Source organism: Rhodanobacter sp. C06, assembly GCF_002001105.1.
Taxonomy (GTDB): domain Bacteria; phylum Pseudomonadota; class Gammaproteobacteria; order Xanthomonadales; family Rhodanobacteraceae; genus Rhodanobacter_A.
The window spans coordinates 1-23,321 of record NZ_MUNP01000068.1 but is presented as its reverse complement, the minus strand read 5'-3'; the positions used below and the strand labels follow the sequence as shown (position 1 = coordinate 23,321).

Genomic DNA, 23,321 nt, shown 5'->3' with positions numbered 1-23,321 from the left:
CTGCAATGGCCTGCCGCAGTTTTCTCAAGTGTTTCCCGTGATGGCCCCCACATTTGGGCTACCGCCTTCGCGCAGCGTGACGGAGGCCTCGTTTCGGCCCCGACGCACGATTTTGCGGCCAAGGCGAGCCTGCTACCGAAGATATACCCCTCCAAAGTGGTTTGCGGCACAACCCCTATACTCTGTCGGGTTTCGACACGGGCCATTCCCCACACATGCGTATTCTCAAGCGTCTGCTGCGCTGGGCTCTGATCCTGGCGTTCTCGGGTTTTCTGCTGGCAGTTCTCGCGGTCGGGGTGGCGTACTGGCTGGTGGCGCCGCGGCTGCCCTCGGTGGCGGTGCTGAAGGATTACCACATGCAGGTGCCGCTGCGCGTCGAAAGTGCCGACGGCAAGCTGATCGCCAGCTTCGGCGAAACCCGGCGCATCCCGGTGGCGATCGACCAGGTGCCCCCCAACCTCAAGCACGCGGTGCTGTCGGCCGAAGATGCCGATTTCTACCACCATCCCGGCGTCGACTGGCGCGGCATCGCGCGCGCAGGCTGGCATGTGCTCATCACCGGCGGCGACAAGGGCCCCGGCGGCTCCACCATCACCCAGCAGGTCGCGCGCAACTTCTTCCTCAGCCCGGAGAAGCTGTACTCGCGCAAGCTCACCGAAATCTTCATCGCGTTGCGCATCGAGCATGAGCTCTCGAAGGACCAGATCCTCGAGCTCTACCTCAACAAGATGTTCCTCGGCCACCGCTCCTACGGCGTGGCCGCGGCGGCCTCGTACTACTACGGCAAGACGCTGGACCAGCTCACGATCGCGCAGTGCGCGGCGATCGCCTCCACCTTCCAGCTGCCCTCGGTGGTGAATCCGCTGAACAGCCCGCCGCGCCTGCTGGCGCGGCGCAACTGGGTGCTGGGCGAGATGCTCAAGCACCGCTACATCACCGAGGCGCAGTACCAGGCCGCGATCGCCGAACCGAACGACGCGGTGCCGCACGAGGCGCCGATCCAGGTGGATGCGCCCTACCTCGCCGAGATGGTGCGCCGGCAGGTGCTGGACCGTCTCGGCAACGACGCTCTCACCGAGGGCTACGTGGTGAAGACCACGATCCAGAGTGCGCGCCAGCAGGCCGCGGTGGAGGCGGTGCGCAAGGGCCTGATCGACTACGACCAGCGCCACGGCTGGCGGGGTCCGGAGGCGCACCAGGACCTGGCCGCGGACGCCGGCCCGCAGGATTACGTGCGTGCGCTCGCCGGCTACACCGACATCTCCGGACTCGATCCGGCGCTGGTCGTCGCCAGCTCCGCCGACGCGGCCACGCTGTTTTTGCCCTCGGGGCAGAACACCCGGCTCGATCTCGCCACGCTGGCGTGGGCGCGGCCGTACGTCAACGACAGTCGCACCGGCCCCGCGCCGACGCGGGTGGACGCAGTGCTCAAGCGCGGCGACATCGTGCGCGTGGCGCAGGACGCCAAGGGCGCCTGGCAGCTGGCGCAGATTCCCGCCGTGCAGGGGGCGCTGGCCTCGATCCGGCCGGAGGACGGCGCGGTCGAGGCGCTGGTGGGCGGCTTCAGCTTCACCCGCAGCAAGTTCAACCGCGCGGTGATGGCGGCGCGCCAGCCCGGTTCCAGCTTCAAGCCCTACCTGTACTCGGCGGCGTTCGACCACGGCTTCACGCCCGCGTCGATCATCAATGACGCGCCGATCGCGCTGCCCGACCCTTCGCGCCCCGGTGGCCTGTGGACGCCGAACAACGACGACGACAAGTTCGCCGGCCCGATGCGCCTGCGCGAGGCGCTGGTACAGTCGAAGAACCTGGTTTCGATCCGCCTGCTCGACGCGATCGGCGTGCGCTACGCGCGCGAGTTCATCACCCGCTTCGGCTTCCCGCTCGACGCGTTGCCGGCGAATCTGTCGATGGCGCTGGGCACCGCCTCGGTGTCGCCGATGAACATGGCGCGCGGCTACGCGGTGTTCGCCAACGGCGGCTATCTGGTGACTCCATACTTCATCAGCGAGATCGACGACCGCAACGGCAAGCCCGTCTACCTCGCCAACCCCGCGCGCGCCTGCCGCGAATGCCAGGAACGCCTGCTGGAGAACACCCCGCCAGGACCGCCGCCGGCGGACATGGGCAAGCGCCCGGCGAACAGCCTCGCGGAGACTTCCAGCGCCGCGGCGCCGGCCCGCGCTGCCAGCGTCGACGACTCCGGCGTGGAGACCCTGCCGGCCGACGCCCACGGTTCGGGCGCGCATCCGCCGGTGCTGGCGCCGCACGTGCTCGGCCCGCGCACCGACTTCCTGATCACCTCGCTGATGAAGGACGTGATCCTGCGAGGCACCGGTGCGGCCGCCAAGGCGCTGGATCGCCCCGACCTCGCCGGCAAGACCGGCTCCACCAACGATCACCGCGACGCCTGGTTCGTGGGCTTCGACGGCAACATCTCCACTTCGGTGTGGGTGGGCTTCGACAACTACGGCTCGCTGGGTCACGGCGAATTCGGCGCCAAGGCCGCGCTGCCGATCTGGATGGACTACATGGGTGCGGCACTCAAGGACGTGCCGGAGAACTCGCTGCCGATGCCGCCAGGCATCGCCACCGTGCTGATCGACCGCGCCAGCGGCCTGCCGACCACGCCGGACGACCCGGACAGCATGAACGAGTTCTTCAAGGTCGAAGACGTGGACCGCCTGCGCAGCCAGGCCACCCAGCAGCAGCAGGAACAGCAGAACCCCTACAACATCTTCTGAGCCGTACAGGAATCTCGAACAACCGTCGTCCCGACGATTGTTCGAGTCAGCGAGCCCGGCACATGTCCGGACTCGCTTCCGCCGACCATGCACCTACGTGCTTGATCGCGTGCGGTATATCCCTGTACCGCAGGGCACGCGGGGGTTTGGCGGTTCCCGCGTTCCGCCGCTTGCGCTAGTCTGGATGCGCACGCGGCGGAGGAACCGACATGGCCCGAGGCGAACATCACCGCATCCATGCAAGCGACCGCCAGCAGCGCAACCGGCGGCGCGTGGCCCAGGAAGCGGCCCGCCTGATGAGCGAGCACGGCATCCGCGACTTCCACCGCGCCAAGCTCAAGGCCGCCGAACGGCTGGGCATCCTCGACACCCAGGCGCTGCCGCGCAACCAGGAGATCGAGCAGGCATTGCGCGAGCACCAGCGCCTGTTCCTCGCCGACAGCCAGCCCCAGCTGCTGCGCGCGCGCCGCGAGGCGGCGCTGGAGGCAATGCGCTTCCTGGCCCGCTTCGAACCGCGCCTGGTCGGCGCCGTGCTGGACGGCACTGCCGACGCGCATTCGGCGGTCTGCCTGCACGTGTTCAGCGACGATCCCGATGCGGTGCACCGCTACTTGCACGAGCACGGCGTGCCCTACGAAACGCAGACGCGCCGCCTGCGCGTCAGCCGCGACGAACAGGCCGAGTTCCCGGTGCTGCTGTTCGCCGCCGACGCGCTGCCGTTCGATCTCACCGTGCTGCCGCGCGACGCGTTGCGCCAGGCGCCGCTGGACCGCGTCGACGAGAAGCCGATGCATCGCGCCGGGCTGGCCGCGGTGGAGGCCCTGCTGGCCGAGGACGGCGACGCGGATGAGCTGGAGCGCATGCTGGCGCGGGCCCGGCTTTGCGATCGTCCCTGATCGCGAAAAATCGCCCGGAGCGATTTTTGACATCGCGCCAGCGATGGCCCGAGGGGCGACCGCCAAGGATGGTGGTCGCAGAATCAAACGGGCGACCATCCATGGCCGCACTTTTCAAAAAACCGCGATCACCCGCGCAAAAAAACGCCCGGCATGCCGGGCGTTTTTCGGACTGGCAGGCTGCGGATCAGCGTTTGTCCGACGCCATGTAATCGCGCACGTCGTGGCCGGTGTAGATCTGGCGCGGACGGCCGATGCGTGCGCCGGGGGTTTCGTGCTGCTCGATCCAGTGCGCGATCCAGCCGGCGGTGCGGGCGATCGCGAACATCACGGTGAACATCTCGGTGGGGATGCCCAACGCCTTGTAGATGATGCCGGAGTAGAAATCGACGTTCGGATACAGCTTGCGCTCGACGAAATACTCGTCCTTCAGCGCCGCCTCCTCCAGCTTCATCGCCACGTCCAGCAGCGGGTCGCTGACGCCCAGCTCGGCAAGCACCTTGTGGCACATCTCGCGGATGATCTTCGCGCGCGGGTCGAAGTTCTTGTACACCCGGTGGCCGAAGCCCATCAAGCGGAAGCTGTCGTTCTTGTCCTTCGCGCGCAGGATCGCCGACTCGACGTTGTCCGGCGTGCCGATTTCCTTGAGCTGCTTGAGCACCGCCTCGTTGGCGCCGCCATGCGCGGGGCCCCACAACGCGGTGATGCCCGCGGCAATCGAGGCGTAGGGGTTGGCACCGGTGGACCCGACCAGGCGCACGGTCGAGGTTGACGCGTTCTGCTCGTGGTCGGCGTGCAGGATGAACAGCAGGTCCAGCGCCCTGGCCGCGACCGGGCTCATCTGCAGCGGCTCGCTCGGCACCTCGAACATCATGTGCAGGAAGCGGTCGACGTACTCGAGGTTGTTGCGCGGGTAGCGGAACGGCCAGCCGATCGAATAGCGGTAGCAGGCGGCGGCGATGGTCGGCATCTTCGCGATCAGGCGGATCGCGGCGAGCTTGCGGTCGGCCGGGTTCTCGACGTCGAGATCGTCGTGGTAGAACGCCGACAGCGAGGCCACCGCGGCGGCCAGCATGGCCATCGGATGCGCGTCGTGGTGGAAGCCCTGGAAGAAGTTCTTCAGCGACTCGTGCATCATCGTGTGATGCGCGACGTCGTGCTCGAAGCCGGCGAATTCGGCCGGCTTCGGCAACTCGCCGTTGAGCAGCAGGTAGGCCACCTCGAGGAAGCTGGACTTCTCGGCCAGCTGTTCGATCGGGTAGCCGCGGTACAGCAGCACGCCCTGGTCGCCGTCGATGTAGGTGATCGCGCTCTTGGTGCTGGCGGTCGAGCCGTAGCCCACGTCGTAGGTGAAGTGTCCGGTGTCCTTGTACAGCGTGCCGATGTCGATGCAGGCCGGACCGAGGGTGCCGGCGACCAGCGGCAACGTGCTGCTGCGCTGAGTCGACTCATCCACCAGCTTGACAGTCTTGGGATCGGACACGGGAACCTCCTTAGCATGGGTCGTCGTCGACCGGAGCCACGGGGCAGCACCAACCGGCGAGGGGAACGGGCATCGTGCCGGGGAAAGCGTCGATGCAATCCGGACATTATCGCACATCGACCGGTCGCACATGCGTTCGCGGATGGTCGTACGCGGGACGCAAAAAATCGCCTGGAGCGATTTTTGACATCGCGCAGCGATGGCCCGAAGGGCGCCTGCCAGGGATGGCGGGCGCAAAAACGCACGGGGCAGGCCAAGGCCTGCCCCGTGCGCGGATGCATCAGCGGTCGCCGCGATGCGGCGGCGCGCGCTTACTTCTGCGCGTAACGCTTGCGGAACTTGTCCACGCGGCCGCCGACATCCAGCGTCTTCTGCTTGCCGGTGTAGAACGGGTGCGAATGGCTGGAGATATCCACCTTGATCAGCGGGTACTCGTTGCCGTCCTCCCACTTGACGGTGTCCTTGGCGCTGATCGTCGAACGCGTCAGGAACGCGAAGTCGGACGACAGATCCTGGAACACCACCTGACGGTAATTCGGATGGATATCGGGCTTCATGACGGGCTCAATGCAACGTGAAAAGAGGACAAGTTTACCCAGCCATGCGGCGCTGCGTCAACCGCCGCGGCCATCACGCCGCCCCCAGCGCCTTGCGCACCATCGCCGCGAACCGGGCCTGGTCCACCTCCAGCACGATGCGCGCCTGCGCGGGCCGACCCAGCCGGCTCGCCCAGTCCACCACGGTAGCGCCACGGGTGAGCCGGCCGTCCAGCTCCACCGCCACCGCCCGGGTCTCGCTGCGCGTGACGATGGAGGGATCGATCGCGACCGCCATCGCCAGTGCATCGGCGGCGACCACGCCGCTGCGGTCGTGCTTGGCGTTGTAGTCGCGCGCGGTGCGGAACACCTTGCCGAAAAACGCCGCGCGCTGGTCTCCCGCCGCCAGCCAAGCATCGAATTCGGCATCGTCGAAACCGTGGCGCAGGGTGGCTTCCCAGTCGACCAGGTCGAACCGGGGAAACGCCTCGAACACCACGTGCGCGGCCTCGGGGTCGAAGCCGATGTTGAACTCCGCGGGAATCCTGCCGGTGTTGCCGTGGCCGGTCACCGCGCCGCCCATCACCACCAGCCGTTTGACCCGCTGCGGCAAGGTCGGATCGAGCCGCAACGCCAGCGCGAGATTGGTCAGCGGCGCCAGCGCCACCAGGGTCAGCTCGCCGGGACGTTCGCGCGTGAGCCTGAGCAGCGCCAGCGCGGCCGCCTCGTCCTCTGCCGCAGCCTTCGGCTCGGGAAAGCCCACATCACCAAGACCGTCCATGCCGTGCACGAAGGCGGCATCCTCGTCCTGCGCGCGCACCAACGGCGTGGCACAGCCGGCGAACACCGGGAACGTCGCGCCCAGCAGGTCGCGCAAGGTGCGCGCGTTGCGCACGGTATGGCCCAGGCCCACGTTGCCAGCGGCCACGCTCAAGGCCGCGATATCGGCATGCGCGTGCGCCATCATGATGGCCAGCGCGTCGTCCACGCCAGGGTCGGTGTCGATCAGCAGTTGCGGTTTGGTCATGGATGGATCATCGCAAGAATTGAAAAGTGCGGCCATGGATGGCCGCCCGTTTGATCTTGCGGCCACCATCCTTGGCGGCCGCCCTTCGGGCCATCGCTGACGCGATGTCAAAAATCGTTCCGGACGATTTTTTCGCGATCAGAGATGATCGCAAAAGTTATGCCCGCGCATAGCGCGCCGCGCCGCCGATCCAACGCGCGATCAGGCGATCCGCCTCGCGCGGGTGCGCGGCCAGCAGGCGCTCGCCAACCTGCTGCACCGCGGGCAAAAGATGCGCGTCGCGCGACAGATCGGCAATGCGAAAGCTGAGCTGGCCGGTCTGTCGCGTGCCCAGCACTTCGCCGGGGCCGCGCAATTCCAGGTCCTTCTCGGCGATGCGGAAACCATCGTTGGTCTCGCGCATCACCGCCAGCCGCTCGCGCGCCAACTGGCCCAGCGGCCGCTGGTACAGCAGCACGCAGTTCGAGGCCACGGCGCCGCGCCCCACCCGCCCGCGCAGCTGGTGCAGCTGGGCGAGGCCCAGCCGTTCGGAATTCTCGATCACCATCAGGCTGGCGTTGGGCACGTCCACGCCCACCTCGATCACCGTGGTGGCGACCAGCACGGCCAGCTCGCCGGCCTTGAACGCATCCATCACCGCCTGCTTGTCCCTGGGTTTCAGGCGGCCGTGGATCAGCCCCACCTTGCAGTCGGTCAACGCGGTCGAAAGCTCCGCATGCGCCACCTCGGCGGCTTGCGCGCGCAGCTGTTCGGATTCCTCGATCAGGGTGCACACCCAGTAGGCCTGCCGCCCCTCGGCGCAGGCCACGCGGATGCGCTCGATCACCTCGGCGCGGCGTGCGCTGGATACCGCCACGGTCTGTACCGGCGTGCGCCCCGGCGGCAACTCGTCGATCGCGGAAACGTCGAGATCGGCGTACGCGCTCATCGCCAGCGTGCGCGGGATCGGCGTGGCGGTGAGTACCAACTGGTGCGGTACCTCGCCGCGCGCGTGGTCGGCGCCCTTGTCGTGCAGAGCGAGGCGCTGCTGCACGCCGAAGCGGTGCTGCTCGTCGACGATCACCAGACCCAGCCGCGCGAACGCCACGTCCTCCTGCATCAAGGCATGCGTACCCACCGTCACCGGCGCACCCTCGGCCACGCGGCGCATCGCCGCCTGCCGCGCCTTGCCTTGCTGCTTGCCGGCCAGCCATTCCACCTCCACGCCCAGTGGCGTCAGCCAGTGGCGGAAGTTGCGCAGGTGCTGTTCGGCCAGCAGCTCGGTGGGCGCCATCAGCGCCACCTGGCGGCCCGACTCCACCGCGGCCAGCGCGGCCAGCGCGGCGACCACGGTCTTGCCCGAGCCCACGTCGCCCTGCACCAGCCGCAGCATCGGCTGCGCTTGCGCGAGATCGCGGCGCACTTCCGCATCCACGCGCTGTTGCGCGGCGGTGAGCGCGAACGGCAGCGCGGCGAGCAATTGCCGGCGCAATGCACCGGCGACGGCGAGTGACGGTGCGCGACGTCGCTGCATCGCGGCGCGCATCCGCTTCAGGCTGAGGTGCTGGGTCAGCAGCTCCTCGAAGGCGAGGCGCTGCTGCGCGGGATGCCGGCCCTGCAACAGCAGGTCGAGTCGCGCGTCGGGCGGCGGCCGGTGCACGGTGAGCAGTGCTTCGCGCAGCGAGGCAAGACCGTGTGCCGCGCACAGGTCAGGCGGGATCAGCTCCAGCGCCGGTTCCGGCGGCAGCAGCGCCAACGCCTTGGCGATCACGCCGGCCAGTCGTTTCTGGCCCAGGCCTTCGGTCGCGGGATAGACCGGGCTCAACCTGTCCTCCACCGCCACGGCCTCGCCGGCGGCCAGCCGACGATACTGCGGGTGCACCATCTCCAGGCCTTGCGCGGCAAAGCGCGCCTCGCCGAAGCACAGCAGGCGCGCGCCCGGCGCCAGCTGCTCCGCCTGCGCACGGTTGAAATGGAAGAAGCGCAGCTGCAGGGTCTGGCATGACTCGTCGCCCAGCGCCACCTTGAGCTGGGGGCGATAGCGGAAGCCACGCTCCACCGCCTCGACCGTGCCCACCACCTGCGCGCTCTGCCCGGGGCGCAGATCGGCGATGGCGGTGACGCGGGTGCGATCCTCGTAGCGCAGCGGCAGGTGGAACCACAGATCCTGCACGCGTTCCAGCCCGAGCTTGTGCAGCAGGGCTGCGAGCGCCGGACCCACGCCCGGCAGCGACGACACGGGTTGCGCGCCCGCGTCCGTTGCAGCAGCGGCGACGTTCATCGCCACGCGGAACGGATCAGCCCAGCACCATGATCGCGTCCACTTCCACCTGCACCCCCTTGGGCAATGCGGAGACCTCGATGGTGGCACGCGCGGGGTACGGCGCCTGGAAGTACTCGGCCATCACCGCGTTCACCGCGGCGAAGTTCGCCAGGTCGGTGACGTAGATGCCCACGCGCACGAACTGCGCCAGCGAGCCGCCGGCGGCCTGCGCCACCGCCACCAGATTGTCGAACACGCGGCGCGTCTGCGCCGTGATGTCGCCCTCGACCACGTTGCCGGTGGCCGGATCGAGCGGGATCTGGCCGGAGAAGTACACGGTGTCGCCGGCACGCACGGCCTGCGAATAGGGGCCGATCGCGGCAGGAGCTTCCGTGGTGGCGATGATCTGGCGGGACATGGGTTTTCCTCGGGGTCAGGGATTGGGGAATCGGAAAGGCCCAAGCGTAGCGCGCGCGAGTGCGGGCTCGCCAGCCGATTCCCTGCTCCCCATTCCCTGTTCCCGGCTACAAGGGATACCGATACACGCCGCTCACCACGCCGGTGCGGCGCACGCGGCGGATCACGTCGGCGAGGTGCTTGCGGTTCTTCACCTCGATCGCGAACAGCAAGGTGGCGGCGGCGAGATCGCGCTCGGCGTATTCCACGTTGTCGATGTTGGAATCGGCCGCCGCGATCGCCGCGGCGATGGTGGCGAGCACGCCGGGGCGGTTGATCACCTCGATGCGCAGCTCGGCGCGGTAGTCGCCCTGCACGTCGTGGTCCCACTCGATCGCCACGCAGCGCTCCGGCGACTTGCGCAGCTCGGCCACGTTCGGGCATTCCTCGCGGTGCACCACGATGCCCTTGCCCGGCGACAGGTAGCCCATGATCGGATCGCCCGGCAGCGGATGGCAGCAGTTCGCGAAGCTGAGCACGCCGCGCTCGGCGCCGGTGATGCGGATCTTCTCGTGCACCGGATTGGCGCCGGGCGCCGTGTCGTCCGACTGGCCGTCGCGCAGCGCAAGCAGGTGGCGCGCCACCACGTCGGGCATGCGGTTGCCCAGCGCGATCTCGGCCAGCAGTTCCTCCAGCCGCTTCAGCCGGATCTCGTGCAGGAAACGGTCCAGCACTTCGGACGGAATCGCGTCGAGGCTGCCACCGCGCGCCTCCAGCGCGCGGTCGAGCATGCGATGGCCGAAGTCCACCGCGTCCTCGTGCTGCAGGTGCTTCAGGTACTGGCGGATCGCGGTGCGCGCCTTGCCGGTGACCACCGACTCCAGCCAGGCCGGGTTCGGCACCGCCGACGGCGCGGTGATGATCTCCACCAGTTGGCCGGATTCCAGCCGCGTGCGCAGCGGCAGCAGCTTCTTGTCCACGCGGGCGGCCACGGCGTGGTCGCCCACGTCGGTGTGCACGGCGTAGGCGAAGTCCAGCGCGGTAGCGTTGCGCGGCAGCGAGAGGATGTCGCCGCGCGGGGTGAACAGGTAGACCTCGTCGGGGAACAGGTCGATCTTGACGTTCTCGATGAACTCGTCCGACGAGGCGGTGTTGACCTGGCTGTCGGCCAGCGAGGACAGCCACTCGCGGGCGCGCGCCTGCGCGCTGTTGGCCGGGCCCGAATCGGTCTTGTACGCCCAATGCGCGGCCACGCCGCGCTCGGCCACCGAATCCATCTCGGCGGTGCGGATCTGCACCTCGATCGGCGCGCCGAACGGCCCCAGCAGCACGGTGTGCAGCGACTGGTAGCCGTTCGCCTTGGGGATCGCGATGAAGTCCTTGAAGCGGCGGTCGACCGGCTTGTACAGCCCGTGCACCACGCCCAGCGCCATGTAGCAGTTCATCGCGCTCTCGACCACCACGCGGAAGCCGTACACGTCCATCAGCTGGGCGAAGCTCTTGTGCTCGCCGTGCATCTTCGAATAGATGCTCCACGGCGACTTGATGCGCCCCACCACGCGCGCCGGCAGGTGCTCGGCGGCCAGCCGCTGCGACAGCGCGGTCTCGATCCGGCCCATCGCCTCGCGGCGGTTGCCCAGCGCCGCGCGGATGCGCTCGCTGATCACGCGGTAGCGGTCCGGGTGCAATGCGCGGAAGCCGAGATCCTGCAACTCGGCCTTGATCTTGTTCATGCCCAGGCGCTGGGCGATCGGCGCGTAGATCTCCAGCGTCTCGCGCGCGATGCGGCGGCGCGAGGGCGGGTCCTTCGCGCCCAGCGTGCGCATGTTGTGCAGGCGGTCGGCCAGCTTGATCAGGATCACGCGCAGGTCGCGCGCCATCGCCAGCAGCATCTTGCGGAAGCTCTCCGCGTCGGCCTCCTGGCGGCTGCCGAAGCGCATCTTGTCCAGCTTGGTGACGCCGTCGACCAGTTCGGCCACGGTCTCGCCGAACTCGCCGGCCAGCGCGCTGCGGCTGAGCGCGGTGTCTTCCAAGGTGTCGTGCAGGATCGCCGCGATGATGGTCTCGGCATCCATGCCCAGCTCGGCGAGGATGCCGGCCACGGCGACCGGATGGGTGATGTAGGGCTCGCCGCTCTTGCGGGTCTGGCCCGCGTGCGCCTGCGCGCCGACCTGGAACGCGCGCAGCACGCGCTCGAGTTGCGGCGCCGGCAGATAGCCGAGTTGGTCCTTCAGCGCCAGCACGTAGGGCGGCAGCGCGGCGGGGTCGATGGCGGTTGGCGTGCTGGCGGCGGTCATGGCTGGACGCGCCGACGAGGTCGCGCCGACAGCGCGGTCATGCAATCTGGAGGAACGCGACCGGCCGCGCGTGCATGCACATCGGCCGCCCCGATGCGATGCGTGCGCGGTCTACAGCCGCCCTCCATCAATCGTCGCCGACCTTGGACAGATCGTCGTCCACTTCGGCGGCGGCCCATTCCAGCGCCTCGCGTTCGGCGCGCTCGCGCTCGGCCTTGTCGATCTCGTCGATGGTGGCCTGGTCGATGCGGCGACCGGCGATCTCGCGCAGCGCCAGCACCGAGGGCTTGTCATTGTCGGGATTGACCGCTGGTTCGGCACCCTTGGCGAGCTGACGGGCGCGCTTGGTCGCCATCAACACCAGCTCGAAACGGTTGTCGACCACCTCGAGGCAGTCCTCCACGGTAATGCGTGCCATGCCAAATCCTCAAAAAAATAGAGACTTATACAGGTCGCCAGTGTAGAGCAGCCAGCGCTGGCCTGGCAATGCGAGTCATGCGTACCATAAGCGGTTTTCGCCGCCGGCCCACGAAAGCAGCGCGAAACGCGTGCAGAATATAAAACCAGACAGTACACTATTGAAGCTCCAGCGTTTCCAGCCACACCCCCATCCTGGCCGCAACCCCATGCCGACGCATTCCCCGCTTCCCTCCTCCCTGCTGCGCCGCGGCCTCGCCCTGCTCGCCGTGGCGCTGCTGGCCGGCTGCGCGATCGCGCCACCGCGCACCGACGACCCGCTGAAGAAGGTCAACCGCAAGGTCTACGCGTTCAACGACACGCTGGACAAGGCGGTGCTGCGCCCGGCCGCGGTGGGCTATCGCAAGGTCACCAATCCGCCGGTGCGGCGCTCGGTCAACAACTTCTTCACCAACATCCAGATGCCGATCACGGTGGCCAACGACCTGCTGCAGGCGCGGCCTTCCGAGGCGCTGGGCAGCACCGGGCGCTTCCTGATCAACCTCACCGTGGGCGTGGGCGGCATCTTCGATCCGGCCACCAAGCTGGGCCTGCCGCTGCAGACCACCGACTTCGGCATCACGCTGGCGCGCTGGGGCGTGCCCGAGGGCGACTTCCTGATGCTGCCCCTGCTCGGCCCCAGCACCATGCGCGACGTCTGGCACTACCCGGTGGACGGTTATTTCTTCGACCCGCTGAGCCTGATCGCGAAGAACCACGCCTTCAACTACGGGCAGTACTACCTGCCGCAGGTGCTGTACGTGGTGTCGATGCGCTCGCAGCTGATCGACGCGGAGGGCTTCCTGCAGTCGGCTTACGACCCCTACGCCTTCCTGCGCGACGCCTACCGTCAGCGCCGGCTGTACATGCTGTACGACGGCAATCCGCCGGCCGACGTGATCGAGAAGATGCAGGGGGTCGACCAGCCGGGCTTCGATCCCGACGAGCTGCTGCAGCAGCAGAAGCAGTGGGAGCAGCAGCACGCCACCTCGAAGCCCGCGCCGACCAAGAGCTGAGCCACGCGCACCCATGCACAAGAAAACGGGGCCAATGGCCCCGTTTTCTTGTGCATGTCCCGATGCCGCCTCAGGTCGGCGCCAGCAAGCCTTCCACGCCACTGACCCGGGCCAGCGTGCGCAACCCGTCCGGTATCTGCTGCAGGCTCAGCGCGTGGCCGCGGCGACGCGCTTCGGCCAGCACGGCCAGCAGGCAGGCCAGCCCCGCGCTGTCGCAGCTGCTCACTCCGGCCAGATCGAGCCTTGCGCGATCGCCCGGCTGCAAGGCCTCGTCCAGCGCCTGCAGCGCGGCGGCGGCGGTAGCGAAGCTCAGCGCACCGGACAGCGCCAGCACGCCCGGCGCGCCAAGGTCCAGCCGCAGCGCGGAATCAGCCGCCATTGGCCTTGCCGCCCTGCTGCTCCATCGCCTTCAGCGCCTGGTCGCCCTGGGTCTGCAGGTTCTTGATCAGCTGGTCGAGGCCGACCTTGCGGATCTCCGCATCGACCTGGTTGCGGTAGTTGGTGATGTAGGAGATGCCTTCGATCACCACGTCGTAGGCCTTCCACTCGCCGCTGGCGGTCTTGCGGAAGACGAAATCCACCGACACCGTCTTGCCGTCGCCGGTGGCAACCTGGGTGCGCACCACGCTGCGCTTGGCGTTGAGGTCGCCGGCAAACGGCAACACCTTCACCGCGCCATTGGTGTAGCTGAGCAGGCCCTCGGCGTAGCGATGGGTGATCGAGTTGTAGAACGCCTTGGCGAACCGCGTGCGCTGATCGGGCGTGGCTTCGCGGGCGTGCTGGCCAAGCACCAGGATCGCCGCGTAGTCCACGTCGAAGTGCGGCAGGAACACCTGGTTGATGATGCCGACCAGCTTTTCACGGTTCTGCTGCAGCTCGGCCTTGTGGCCGGCCACGGCGGTGTCGAGCTGGTGGGCGATCTCTTGCACCACCTGTTCCGGGGTCTGCTGGGCGGCGGCCTGCGGGGCGGCCTGCTGCGCGAAGGCCGGCGCGACGAGCGCGCCACCGAAGGCAACGGCGATGGCGAAAGCCAGATGACGCATCATGCGGAAACTCCTGTGTGCGGGGAACCGGCTCAATGCTTGCCGGCGGGGGTGGTGGACGAGCCGGCATCCTTCTTCGCGCCGTCGCCGGAACCGTTGACCAGGAACTTGCCGATCAGGTCTTCCAGCTGCATCGCCGACTGGGTGAGGATCATCTCGTCGCCGTTCTTCAGCATGTCCGGCGAACCGCCGGGCTGGATCGCAACGTACTGGCTGCCGATCAAACCGCTGGTGAACACCGCGGCGGCGGAATCGTCAGGGATCTGGTTGTAGCGATTGTCGATCGCCAGCGTCACCACGGCATCCAGCTTGGTCGGCTCGGCCTGCACCGACAGCACGCGGCCGATCGCCACGCCCGCCATCTTCACCGGCGAACCCGCCGACAGCGAACCCACATTGCTGAAATGCGCGGTGACTTCGTAGCTGCCGCCGATCGCATCGGCCGAACCGCCGGCGCCGAAGAACTTGCCGAGCATCTCCTCCAGCGGCTGGCTGGAACGGGTCAGGCCCAGCTTGCCGCCGGCGGCGACATACTGCTTCGCGTGGCCATACTCGATGCCCACGTACTGGTCGCCGAGCAGGCCGCTGGTGAAGATCGTCGCCACCGAATCGGCGGGGATCGTGGCGTACTGCTTGTCGATGGCCAGCTTCACGTCCGCCACCGACTTGCCCGGCTCCAGCGCGATCGACTCGACCTGGCCCACGCGCACGCCGGCGATCTTCACCGGGGCACGCTCCTTCAGCTGGCCGATGTTCTCGAACTGCGCGTCCACCGTATAGCTGGCGCCCTGGTGGCGGTTCGCCACCGAGCTGGTCTGGGTGGCGAGATAGGCCAGCGCGGCGAAGCCGAGCACGATGAACAGGCCGGTGCCGACGGCATAGGATTTTCTCTGGCTCACGGCGACATCCTCGAAGGTTTTTTGGAATCTCGAAAACCCGCCTTCCTGGCGGTTTTTCGAGTCGCCGAGCCCGGCGCATGTCCGGGCTTGGCTCCGCCAATCAAGCACTCGCGTGCTTGATCGCGGGCGGCACATCCATGTGCCGCGAGCACCACGATGCTTCCACGCGTCGTCATGGGGTCACATCAGAAAGGCGGTCAGCACGAAGTCCAGCGCCAGGATCGCGATGGACGAGGCGACCACGGTACGGGTGGTGGCGTAGGCCACGCCTTCGCTGGTGGGCGGCGCGGTATAGCCCTGGTACACCGCGATCAGCGCCACCACGGCGCCGAACGCCAGGCTCTTCCAGATCACGCCGTTGATGATGTCCTGCCACACGTCGACGGTGGCGGTCATGTTCGACCAGAACGTGCCGTTGTCGATGCCCAGCCAAGTCACACCGACCAGGTGGCCGCCGAAGATGCCCAGTGCGCAGAACACGCAGCACAGCAATGGCATCGCGATCAGCCCGGCGAGGAAGCGCGGCGCCACTACGTAGGCCAGGGGATCGACCGCCATCAGCTCCATCGCGGCGATCTGGTCGGTGGCACGCATCAGGCCGATCTCGGCGGTGATCGCGGTGCCGGCGCGGCCGGCGAACAGCAGCGCGGTGACCACCGGCCCCAGCTCTCGGTAGATCGCGATCGCCACCACCGTGCCGGTGGCCGCGGTGCCGCCAAAGATCGACAGCACGTGATAGAGCTGCAGCGACAGCACCATGCCCACGAACAGGCCGCAGACCATGATGATGGTGAGGCTCATCGCGCCTACGAACCACAACTGGCGCACCGTCTCGCGCGCGTGGCGCAGGCTGCGCGGGATTGCCGCGAGAATCTGCAGCAGGAACAGGCCGCAATTGCCGATCTGGCCCAGCGACTGGGTCACGATGTTGTCGCGTTCGATGCGCGCGTTCATGCCTCGCCCCCCGGGAAACCCAGTGCCTCCGCGTAGTCGCCGGCCGGATACTGGAACGGCACCGGGCCATCCGCCTCGCCGCCGAAGAACTGCCGCGTCCACGGCGAGCCGTCGTCGGCGATGGTCTGCGGATCGCCCTGCGCCACCACCTTGCCGTTCGCGATCAGGTAGATGTGGTCGGCCACCTGCTTGATCGCCTCCAGCTCGTGTGCCACCAGCACGCTGGTGATGCCCAGCGTCTCGTTGAGCGTGCGGATCAGCTTCAGCACCTGGTTCAGCGCGATCGGGTCCAGGCCCACGAAGGGTTCGTCATAGAGGATCAGCATCGGGTCGAACACGATCGCCCGCGCCAGCGCCACACGCCGTGCCATGCCGCCGGAAAGCTCGCTGGGCATCAGCGGCGCCGCGCCGCGCAGGCCCACCGCCTGCAGCTTGGTCAGCACGATGTTGCGAATCAGCACCTCGGGCAGTTTCGTGTGCTGGCGCAGCGGGAAAGCCACGTTCTCGAACACGTCGAAGTCGGTGAGCAGCGCCGAGTTCTGGAACAGGTAACCGATCTTCTCGCGCAGCGCGTACAACGCCTCGCGGCTCAATTCCGGCACGTTCTTCCCGTCCACCAGGACCTGTCCCGCGTCGCCGCGCATCTGTCCGGTGATGTGCTTGAGCAGAGTGGTCTTGCCGGTGCCGCTGGGCCCCATGATCGCGGTGACCTTGCCGCGCGGGATGTCCATGTCCAGCGCGTCGAAGACCTTCTTGCCGTTGAGCACGGTGGTGAGGCCGCGGATGCGGATCAGCGTGTCGTCGGAGGGGGCGGCGGCGTTCATAAGCGGCCTACGTTAGCGGAGCGGCGATACAGCGCCAAGCCGGGGCGCGCGGCGGCATTCAGGCCAGCAGCTCGGCGATCAGCGTCTCGTGCCGCCGGCATTGCAGCGAACTGCGCAGGCGCACCGCGCGCACGATGGCCTGCAGTTCGTCCAGCGCATCCTCGAAGCGGTCGTTGACGATGATGTAGTCGAACTCGTGGGCGTGGGCGATCTCGCCGCGCGAATTGGCGAGGCGGCGCTCGATCACTTCCGGTGCATCCGAACCGCGGCCGCGCAGGCGGCGTTCCAGTTCCGCGCGCGAGGGCGGCAGGATGAACACGCCGACGCAGTCGGGCTTGCCCTTGCGGATCTGCGCCGCGCCCTGCCAGTCGATCTCCAGCAGCACATCGCGACCCTGCGCCAGCAGCGCTTGCACCCTGTCGCGCGAGGTGCCGTACAGGTTGCCGTGCACCTCGGCATGTTCGAGGAAGATACCCTCGGCGACTTCGCGCTCGAACTCCGCCCGCTCCACGAAGTAGTAATGCCGCCCGTACTGCTCACCTGGCCGCGGCGGCCGCGTGGTGTGCGACACCGACAGCGAGATCGCCGGCTCGCGCTCCAGCAGCGCGTTGACCAGGGTGGACTTGCCGGCGCCCGAGGGCGCGGCGACTACGAACAAGGTGCCTGTGCGCGGCGCGTTCATTCGATGTTCTGGACCTGCTCGCGCATCTGCTCGATCAGCACCTTGAGCTCCACCGCGGCATTCGTGCTGCGCGCATCCACCGACTTGGAACCCAGCGTGTTCGCCTCGCGGTTGAACTCCTGCATCAGGAAGTCGAGGCGGCGACCGACCGGCTCCTTGAGATTCAGCACGCGGCGCGTCTCGGCGATGTGCGTGCTGAGCCGGTCCAGCTCCTCGTCCACGTCGCTGCGGGTGATCTGCAGCACCAGCTCCTGCTCCAGCCGGCCGGAATCGGCGGGCTGCTTGAGGTCGGCCAGCCGCGTCTCCAGCCGGGCGCGCAGCGCGACGCGGATCTCCGGCATCCATTCGCGCACCTGGGCCACGATGCGCTCGATCGCGTCCAGCCGCTCGCGCAGGATCTGCCCCAGCTTGGCGCCCTCGCGTTCACGGGTGGCGGTGAGTGCGTCCAGCGCACGATCCAGCACCTCGAACAGCGCGACTTGCCGCGCCTCGGGGTCGGCCGCGTCCTGCTGCAGCACGCCCGGAAAGCGCAGCAGCTCGGTGAACTGCACTTGCATGCCGGGGAACCGCGCCTGCATGTCCAGGTTCAGTTCGGACAGCCGGGACAGCAACGTGTTGTCGACTTGCAGCGATTCGCCGCGCGAATCGCTGCTGCGCACGGTGACGTCCACCTTGCCGCGCGACAGCTTCGCCGCAATGCGCTCGCGCAACTGGGATTCCAGGCTGCGCAGCTCGTCCGGCAGGCGCGGGGACAGTTCCAGATAACGGTGGTTGACCGTGCGCAGTTCGCAACTCAGCGCGCCGGCGGAGCCGCCGGTTTCGGCGGAGGCATAGGCGGTCATGCTGCGGATCATCGGTGGCCTGCGGACGGCGGGAAAGGCCGCAATGGTAAACTTTCCCACCCAGCCTTGCCCAATGGCCCTCATGAACCAGTCCGCACGCCCCAGCGGCCGCGCCAGCGACCAGCTGCGCGCCGTCACCATCGAACGCCACTACACCCGCCATGCCGAAGGTTCGGTGCTGGTGAGCTTCGGCGATACCCGCGTGCTGTGCACCGCCAGCGTCGAGGACCGCGCGCCGGCCTGGCTGCGCGGCAAGGGCGAGGGCTGGGTCACCGCCGAGTACGGCATGCTGCCGCGCGCCACCCACACCCGCATGCAGCGCGAGGCCGCGCGCGGCGGCCAGGGCGGCCGCACCATGGAGATCCAGCGGCTGATCGGCCGCAGCCTGCGCGCCTGCGTGAACCGCCAGGCGCTGGGCGAGCGCGTCATCACGCTGGACTGCGATGTGCTCCAGGCCGACGGCGGCACCCGCACCGCCGCGATCACCGGCGCCTACGTGGCCCTGGTCGACGCGGTGAACGCGCTGATGCAGCGCGAAAACCTCAAGCGCAACCCGATCATCGGTGCGGTGGCCGCGGTGTCAGTGGGCATCTACAAGGGCCTGCCTGTGCTGGACCTCGACTACGCCGAGGACTCGGACTGCGACACCGACATGAACGTGGTGATGAACGACGGCGGCGGCTTCATCGAGGTGCAGGGCACCGCCGAAGGCCATGCGTTCCGCCGCGACGAGATGGACGCGCTGCTGGCGCTGGCCGAGAAGGGCATCGCCGAACTGGTGGCCGCACAGCGCGCGGCGCTGGTGCCCTGAGCATCCGCGCGGTCCCGCACCCATGGCCCAATACATCGCCAGTTTCGCGCTCGTCGTGGCGGATTACGACGAGGCGATCGCGTATTACACGCAGGTGCTCGGTTTCGAGTTGCGCGAGGATTCGCCGCTCGAAGACGGCAAGCGCTGGGTGCTCGTGGCCCCGCCCGGCGCTGCAACCGGCATCCTGCTGGCCAAGGCGGCGAATGACGCCCAAAGCACGCGCATCGGCAACCAGACCGGCGGGCGCGTAGGGTTCTTCCTCCACACCGACGACTTCGACCATGACTTCGCCGCGATGAAAGCGCGCGGCGTGCGCTTTGCAGAAACACCGCGCCACGAAGATTACGGAACCGTTGCGGTCTTCGAGGATATCTACGGCAATCGCTGGGACCTGCTGGAACTGAAGCCATGAAACTCGTACTCGCCAGCGGCAACCCCGGCAAGCTCAAGGAATTCGGCGCACTGCTCGCCGACGGCGGTTTCGAGGTCGTGCCGCAGGCCAGTCTCGGCGTAGACGACGTCGAGGAAACCGGGCTGAGCTTCATCGAGAACGCCCTGCTCAAGGCCCGCCACGCCGCGCGCGCCAGCGGCCTGCCCGCGCTGGCCGACGACTCCGGCCTGTGCGTGGAGCATCTCGACGGCGCGCCCGGCCTGTATTCGGCGCGCTACGCCGGCACGCACGGCGACAACGCCGCGAACAACACCAGGCTGCTGCGCGAACTCGACGGCGTGCCGGACGAGCGGCGCGGCGCCTTCTTCATCTGCGTGCTGGTGCTGCTGCGCCATGCCGAGGACCCGGCACCGCTGATCGCCGAAGGCCGCTGGCACGGCCGCGTGCTGCACGCGCCGCGCGGCACGCAGGGCTTCGGCTACGACCCGCTGTTCCTGCCCGATGGCGAGACCGCGAGCGCCGCCGAGTTGCCGGCGGGCCTCAAGAACCGCATCAGCCACCGCGGCCGCGCGCTGGCCGGGTTGCGCCAGAGGCTGGCCAGCCCGCACGCCTGAGCCATGTCGCTGATCGCGCCCCCGCTTTCGCTTTACGTCCACATGCCGTGGTGCGTGAAGAAGTGCCCGTACTGCGACTTCAACTCGCACGGCCTGCGCGGTGCGCCGCCGCCGTACGCCGAGTACGTGGAACTGCTGCTGGCCGACCTCGACGCCGACCTCGCCGACTTCGGCACGGCCGCCCGTGACCACGAGATCGGCAGCCGGCCTTTGATCAGCATTTTCTTCGGCGGCGGCACGCCCAGCCTGTTCGCACCGGAGCTGATCGCGCGTTTCCTCGATGGTGCCCGCGCACGGCTGCCGTTCGCCAGCGATTGCGAGATCACGCTGGAGACCAACCCCGGCACCGTCGAGCACGGCCGCTTCGACGGCTATCTCGCCGCCGGGGTGAACCGGCTCTCGTTCGGCATCCAGAGTTTCGACGACGACAAGCTGCGCCGGCTCGGTCGCATCCATTCGGCCGCCGAGGCCGCGGCCGCGGTGAAATCGGCGCAGGACGCCGGCTACGCCAACCTCAACCTCGACCTGATGTACGCGTTGCCGGAGCAGACGCTGGACGGTGCGCTGGCCGACGTGGAACGCGCCATCGCGCTCTCCCCCACGCACCTCTCCCACTACCAGCTCACGCTGGAGCCGAACACCGCGTTCGCCGCCAACCCGCCGCCGCTGCCCGATGACGACCACGCCTGGGCGATGCAGGAAGCCTGCGAGGCGCGTCTCGCGCAGGCCGGTTACGGTCAGTATGAGATCTCCGCCTATGCGCAGCCGGGCCGGCGCTGCGCGCACAACCTCAATTACTGGCGCTTCGGCGACTACCTCGGCATCGGCGCGGGCGCCCATGGCAAGCTCAGCGACGCGACCGCCGGCACCGTGCGCCGGCGCTGGAAGACCCGCCACCCGCGCGCGTACATGGAAGCCGCCGCAGGACCCGCCCGCATCGGCGGCGACAACGTGGTGGCCGCCGACGAACTGCCGTTCGAGTACATGCTCAACGCACTGCGCCTGGTCGACGGCGTGCCGCTGGCCGACTTCGCCGAGCGCACCGGCCTGCCGCCGGACCGCATCGCCGCCCCGCTGGCCGAAGCGCACCGCCGCGGCTGGCTGGCCGACGATCCGAAGCGGCTGCGCACCACCGCACTGGGCCAGCGTTTCCTCAACGACGTGATAGCAAGCTTTCTGGGCTGAACCACCCGCCTTGGCCATGGCGGCCCTGCGGCAACCAGCCTACACTTCCGTTCAGGGGAATCGACGGAAACGCGTCATGGATGCCGAGCATCTGCACCGGTACTCGACCAACGCCACGGGCGGCCGCGCACGCGGTCGCTGGCCTGCGCGCACGCAGCGCCTGCTCAACGTGATCGGCCCGCTGTGCGGGCAGTGGCTGGAACCGGCGCTGCAAAGCTGCCTGGACCGCTTCGACCACGAGCTGTACCTGCAGGCCGAGCGCTCGCGCAGCCATCTCGAACAGCAGTACTGCTTCGACAGCCGCGCACAGCTGCAGCTGCAGCGCCCGGCCTTCATGCAGGCTTATGCCGACCACCTGCGCAAGGGTTTCGCGCAGCTGGGCGAGGTCGACGAGGGCGCGGACGAGGCGCTCGCGCATCAGCCGTTGAGCCTGCTCGAACGCGGCGAACAGGAACTGACCGCCACGCTGGACAAGGTCGCCGCGCGCGGCGAAGCGCATCACGGCCCGGTGCTCACCGAACTCGCCTACCGCTTCGCGGTGCTGGTCGGTGCCGCGCCACTGGAGGGTGCGGCGCTGCCGATCGCGCCGGCCGGCCTCGCCGACGCCCTGCGCGCCGCGATCGCCAGCCTGGATATACCGCCGGAACACCGGCTGCTGTTGTTGCAGAGCTTCGAGCAGACGGTGATCGTGGCGGCGGGCCCGCTCTACGAGGACGTCAACACGCAGTTGCGCGGCGACGGCCTGTTGCCGCAGCTGCGTCCGTATGCGCCGCCACGCGCCACTCCCGCCACGCGCGGCGCGCCGGCGAACGAGGCTCCGGCCACCGCCACGACGACGCCCGAAACTGCCGCGATCGCCGGCGCGCCGCAGGCGCCGATCACGGTGCTGGAAAACCTGCGCGACCTGCTCGCCCAGCGCCGCGTTGGCGTCAGTGGCACCGCGGCCACCGGTCGTGCGGCTACCGCCGACGAGCTGCAGACCGCGCTCGGCGCACTGCAGCAGCATCTGGCCCAGGTCACCGACCAGGCCAGCCGCGAACTGCGCAGCGCGCAGCGCCTGCGCGACGAGCTGCTGCTGCAGCTCAACGCCGGCAAACCGGAAGGCGCCGTGCCGACCCGGCTCAGCGCCGAGCAGGACGACACGGTGGAACTGGTGGCTATGCTGTTCGAGCAGATCGGGCGGCAACTGCACCACGGCCCACACGCGCGCTCGGTGCTGGACAACCTGCAGCTGCCGATGCTGCGCCTGGCCGTCACCGACCACGACTTCTTCGACCAGCGCGAACATCCCGCGCGGCGCCTGCTTGGCGCCGTGGCCGAGGCCGCCAACGACTGGCTGGACGGCCCCGACGGGGAAGCCGACCAGCAACTCACCGCGCGGCTCAACCAGCTGGTCGACCGCGCGCAGCACGAACCGCCCAGTGCCGGCCTCTACACCAGCCTGCTGGCCGACATCGAGCACCATCTCGGCCAGCTGAGCCGCCGCGCCCAGGCCTCCGAACGCCGCCATGTCGAGGCGATGCAGGGCCGCGAAAAACTGGACCTGGCGCGCCATCGTGCCGGTGAATTGCTGGCCGAACGTTTCAACGCCAGCCCGCCGCGCGGCCTGTTGCGCGCCCTGCTCGACCGCGCCTGGGCCGACGTGCTGGCGCTCACCCTGCTGCAGCACGGCGAGGACAGCCCTGCGGTCGCCCAGCGCCTGCGCGTCACCGACCAGCTGCTGGGCCGCCTGCCGGTGGACGACGCCGACTTGCTGCGTCGCGAGGTGCAGGCCGGCCTGCAGCAGATCGGCATGCACGCCGAGGAAGCCGGCCAGGTGGCGTTGCGCCTGGTCGGCGAGGAAGCGGTTCCGCCCATGCCCGCCGCCGTGGCGCCGCTGCCGGTGCCGCCCGCGGAGACGCTTGCAAGGGTCGCACCTGCGCCCGTTGCTGCCACCGCGCCCCGCCCGCCCGCAGCGGCCGTTGCCGTCGCCCACGCCCCGGA

General features: G+C 68.7%; 22 protein-coding genes. 8 read left to right on the top strand and 14 right to left on the bottom strand.

What is annotated here, in order from left to right; translation table 11 throughout:
* The first annotated feature begins 215 nt into the window (after positions 1-215).
* The gene (locus B0E52_RS14635; protein ID WP_077485008.1) at positions 216-2,744 is read left to right on the top strand and encodes a penicillin-binding protein 1A; all 2,529 of its coding nucleotides are present in this window, start codon (positions 216-218) and stop codon (positions 2,742-2,744) included.
* 209 nt (positions 2,745-2,953) lie between these two features.
* A complete protein-coding gene (locus B0E52_RS14630; protein WP_077485006.1) occupies positions 2,954-3,640 on the top strand; it encodes a hypothetical protein in 687 nt (228 codons plus the stop codon).
* 187 nt (positions 3,641-3,827) lie between these two features.
* Here B0E52_RS14630 and B0E52_RS14625 read toward each other — a convergent pair whose 3' ends face one another.
* The 7 genes from B0E52_RS14625 to rpoZ form a co-directional block, all read right to left on the bottom strand.
* A complete protein-coding gene (locus tag B0E52_RS14625) occupies positions 3,828-5,123 on the bottom strand; it encodes a citrate synthase (RefSeq protein ID WP_077485004.1) in 1,296 nt (431 codons plus the stop codon).
* A gap of 311 nt (positions 5,124-5,434) precedes the next feature.
* Entirely contained in the window at positions 5,435-5,680 is a 246-nt protein-coding gene (locus B0E52_RS14620) for a type B 50S ribosomal protein L31 (RefSeq protein WP_077485002.1), read from the bottom strand.
* A 73-nt stretch (positions 5,681-5,753) separates the two neighbouring features.
* Positions 5,754-6,686, bottom strand: a complete 933-nt coding sequence (locus B0E52_RS14615; RefSeq protein WP_077485000.1) for a nucleoside hydrolase — start codon at positions 6,684-6,686, stop codon at positions 5,754-5,756.
* A gap of 157 nt (positions 6,687-6,843) precedes the next feature.
* Complete coding sequence (gene recG, locus B0E52_RS14610; RefSeq protein WP_077484998.1) at positions 6,844-8,946, bottom strand: ATP-dependent DNA helicase RecG; 2,103 nt, start codon at positions 8,944-8,946, stop codon at positions 6,844-6,846.
* A gap of 16 nt (positions 8,947-8,962) precedes the next feature.
* Entirely contained in the window at positions 8,963-9,346 is a 384-nt protein-coding gene (locus B0E52_RS14605; RefSeq protein ID WP_077484996.1) for a RidA family protein, read from the bottom strand.
* Between the two features lie 106 nt (positions 9,347-9,452).
* Positions 9,453-11,621, bottom strand: a complete 2,169-nt coding sequence (locus B0E52_RS14600; RefSeq protein WP_077484994.1) for a bifunctional (p)ppGpp synthetase/guanosine-3',5'-bis(diphosphate) 3'-pyrophosphohydrolase — start codon at positions 11,619-11,621, stop codon at positions 9,453-9,455.
* Between the two features lie 127 nt (positions 11,622-11,748).
* A complete protein-coding gene (gene rpoZ / locus B0E52_RS14595; RefSeq protein ID WP_077484992.1) occupies positions 11,749-12,039 on the bottom strand; it encodes a DNA-directed RNA polymerase subunit omega in 291 nt (96 codons plus the stop codon).
* Positions 12,040-12,247: 208 nt separating this feature from the next.
* Here rpoZ and B0E52_RS14590 point away from each other — a divergent pair, with 208 nt between their 5' ends.
* Positions 12,248-13,093, top strand: coding sequence for a VacJ family lipoprotein (locus B0E52_RS14590; protein ID WP_077484990.1), 846 nt, complete (start codon positions 12,248-12,250; stop codon positions 13,091-13,093).
* Positions 13,094-13,163: 70 nt separating this feature from the next.
* Here the strand turns inward: B0E52_RS14590 and B0E52_RS14585 are convergent, their stop codons facing one another.
* The 7 genes from B0E52_RS14585 to B0E52_RS14555 form a co-directional block, all read right to left on the bottom strand.
* Entirely contained in the window at positions 13,164-13,472 is a 309-nt protein-coding gene (locus tag B0E52_RS14585; RefSeq protein WP_077484988.1) for an STAS domain-containing protein, read from the bottom strand.
* Positions 13,462-14,139, bottom strand: a complete 678-nt coding sequence (locus B0E52_RS14580) for an ABC transporter substrate-binding protein (RefSeq protein ID WP_077484986.1) — start codon at positions 14,137-14,139, stop codon at positions 13,462-13,464. Before B0E52_RS14580 ends, B0E52_RS14585 begins: the two co-directional genes overlap by 11 nt.
* A gap of 29 nt (positions 14,140-14,168) precedes the next feature.
* Entirely contained in the window at positions 14,169-15,035 is an 867-nt protein-coding gene (gene mlaD, locus B0E52_RS14575; protein ID WP_077484984.1) for an outer membrane lipid asymmetry maintenance protein MlaD, read from the bottom strand.
* A gap of 180 nt (positions 15,036-15,215) precedes the next feature.
* A complete protein-coding gene (mlaE, locus tag B0E52_RS14570; protein WP_077484982.1) occupies positions 15,216-15,989 on the bottom strand; it encodes a lipid asymmetry maintenance ABC transporter permease subunit MlaE in 774 nt (257 codons plus the stop codon).
* The gene (locus B0E52_RS14565; protein WP_077484980.1) at positions 15,986-16,813 is read right to left on the bottom strand and encodes an ABC transporter ATP-binding protein; all 828 of its coding nucleotides are present in this window, start codon (positions 16,811-16,813) and stop codon (positions 15,986-15,988) included. The genes mlaE and B0E52_RS14565 overlap by 4 nt, the downstream gene beginning before the upstream one ends.
* Positions 16,814-16,871: 58 nt before the next feature.
* A complete protein-coding gene (gene gmk / locus B0E52_RS14560; protein ID WP_077484978.1) occupies positions 16,872-17,495 on the bottom strand; it encodes a guanylate kinase in 624 nt (207 codons plus the stop codon).
* Positions 17,492-18,349, bottom strand: a complete 858-nt coding sequence (locus tag B0E52_RS14555; protein ID WP_077484977.1) for a YicC/YloC family endoribonuclease — start codon at positions 18,347-18,349, stop codon at positions 17,492-17,494. The genes gmk and B0E52_RS14555 overlap by 4 nt, the downstream gene beginning before the upstream one ends.
* 70 nt (positions 18,350-18,419) lie before the next feature.
* On the opposite strand from B0E52_RS14555, the gene rph reads away from it, so the two are divergent.
* The 5 genes from rph to B0E52_RS14530 all read left to right on the top strand — a co-directional run.
* Positions 18,420-19,148: a ribonuclease PH gene (gene rph, locus B0E52_RS14550; RefSeq protein WP_077485057.1), complete on the top strand. Its 729-nt coding sequence runs from the start codon at positions 18,420-18,422 to the stop codon at positions 19,146-19,148.
* Positions 19,149-19,170: 22 nt separating this feature from the next.
* Complete coding sequence (locus B0E52_RS14545; RefSeq protein WP_077484975.1) at positions 19,171-19,560, top strand: VOC family protein; 390 nt, start codon at positions 19,171-19,173, stop codon at positions 19,558-19,560.
* Positions 19,557-20,153 carry an RdgB/HAM1 family non-canonical purine NTP pyrophosphatase gene (gene rdgB / locus B0E52_RS14540; protein WP_077484973.1) on the top strand — a complete coding sequence of 199 codons (597 nt, stop codon included), beginning with the start codon at positions 19,557-19,559 and terminating at the stop codon, positions 20,151-20,153. The genes B0E52_RS14545 and rdgB overlap by 4 nt, the downstream gene beginning before the upstream one ends.
* Positions 20,154-20,156: 3 nt before the next feature.
* The gene (hemW, locus tag B0E52_RS14535) at positions 20,157-21,338 is read left to right on the top strand and encodes a radical SAM family heme chaperone HemW (RefSeq protein ID WP_077484971.1); all 1,182 of its coding nucleotides are present in this window, start codon (positions 20,157-20,159) and stop codon (positions 21,336-21,338) included.
* Positions 21,339-21,414: 76 nt separating this feature from the next.
* On the top strand, positions 21,415-23,321 hold a 1,907-nt coding region (locus tag B0E52_RS14530; protein ID WP_077484969.1), incomplete at its 3' end, for a DUF1631 family protein.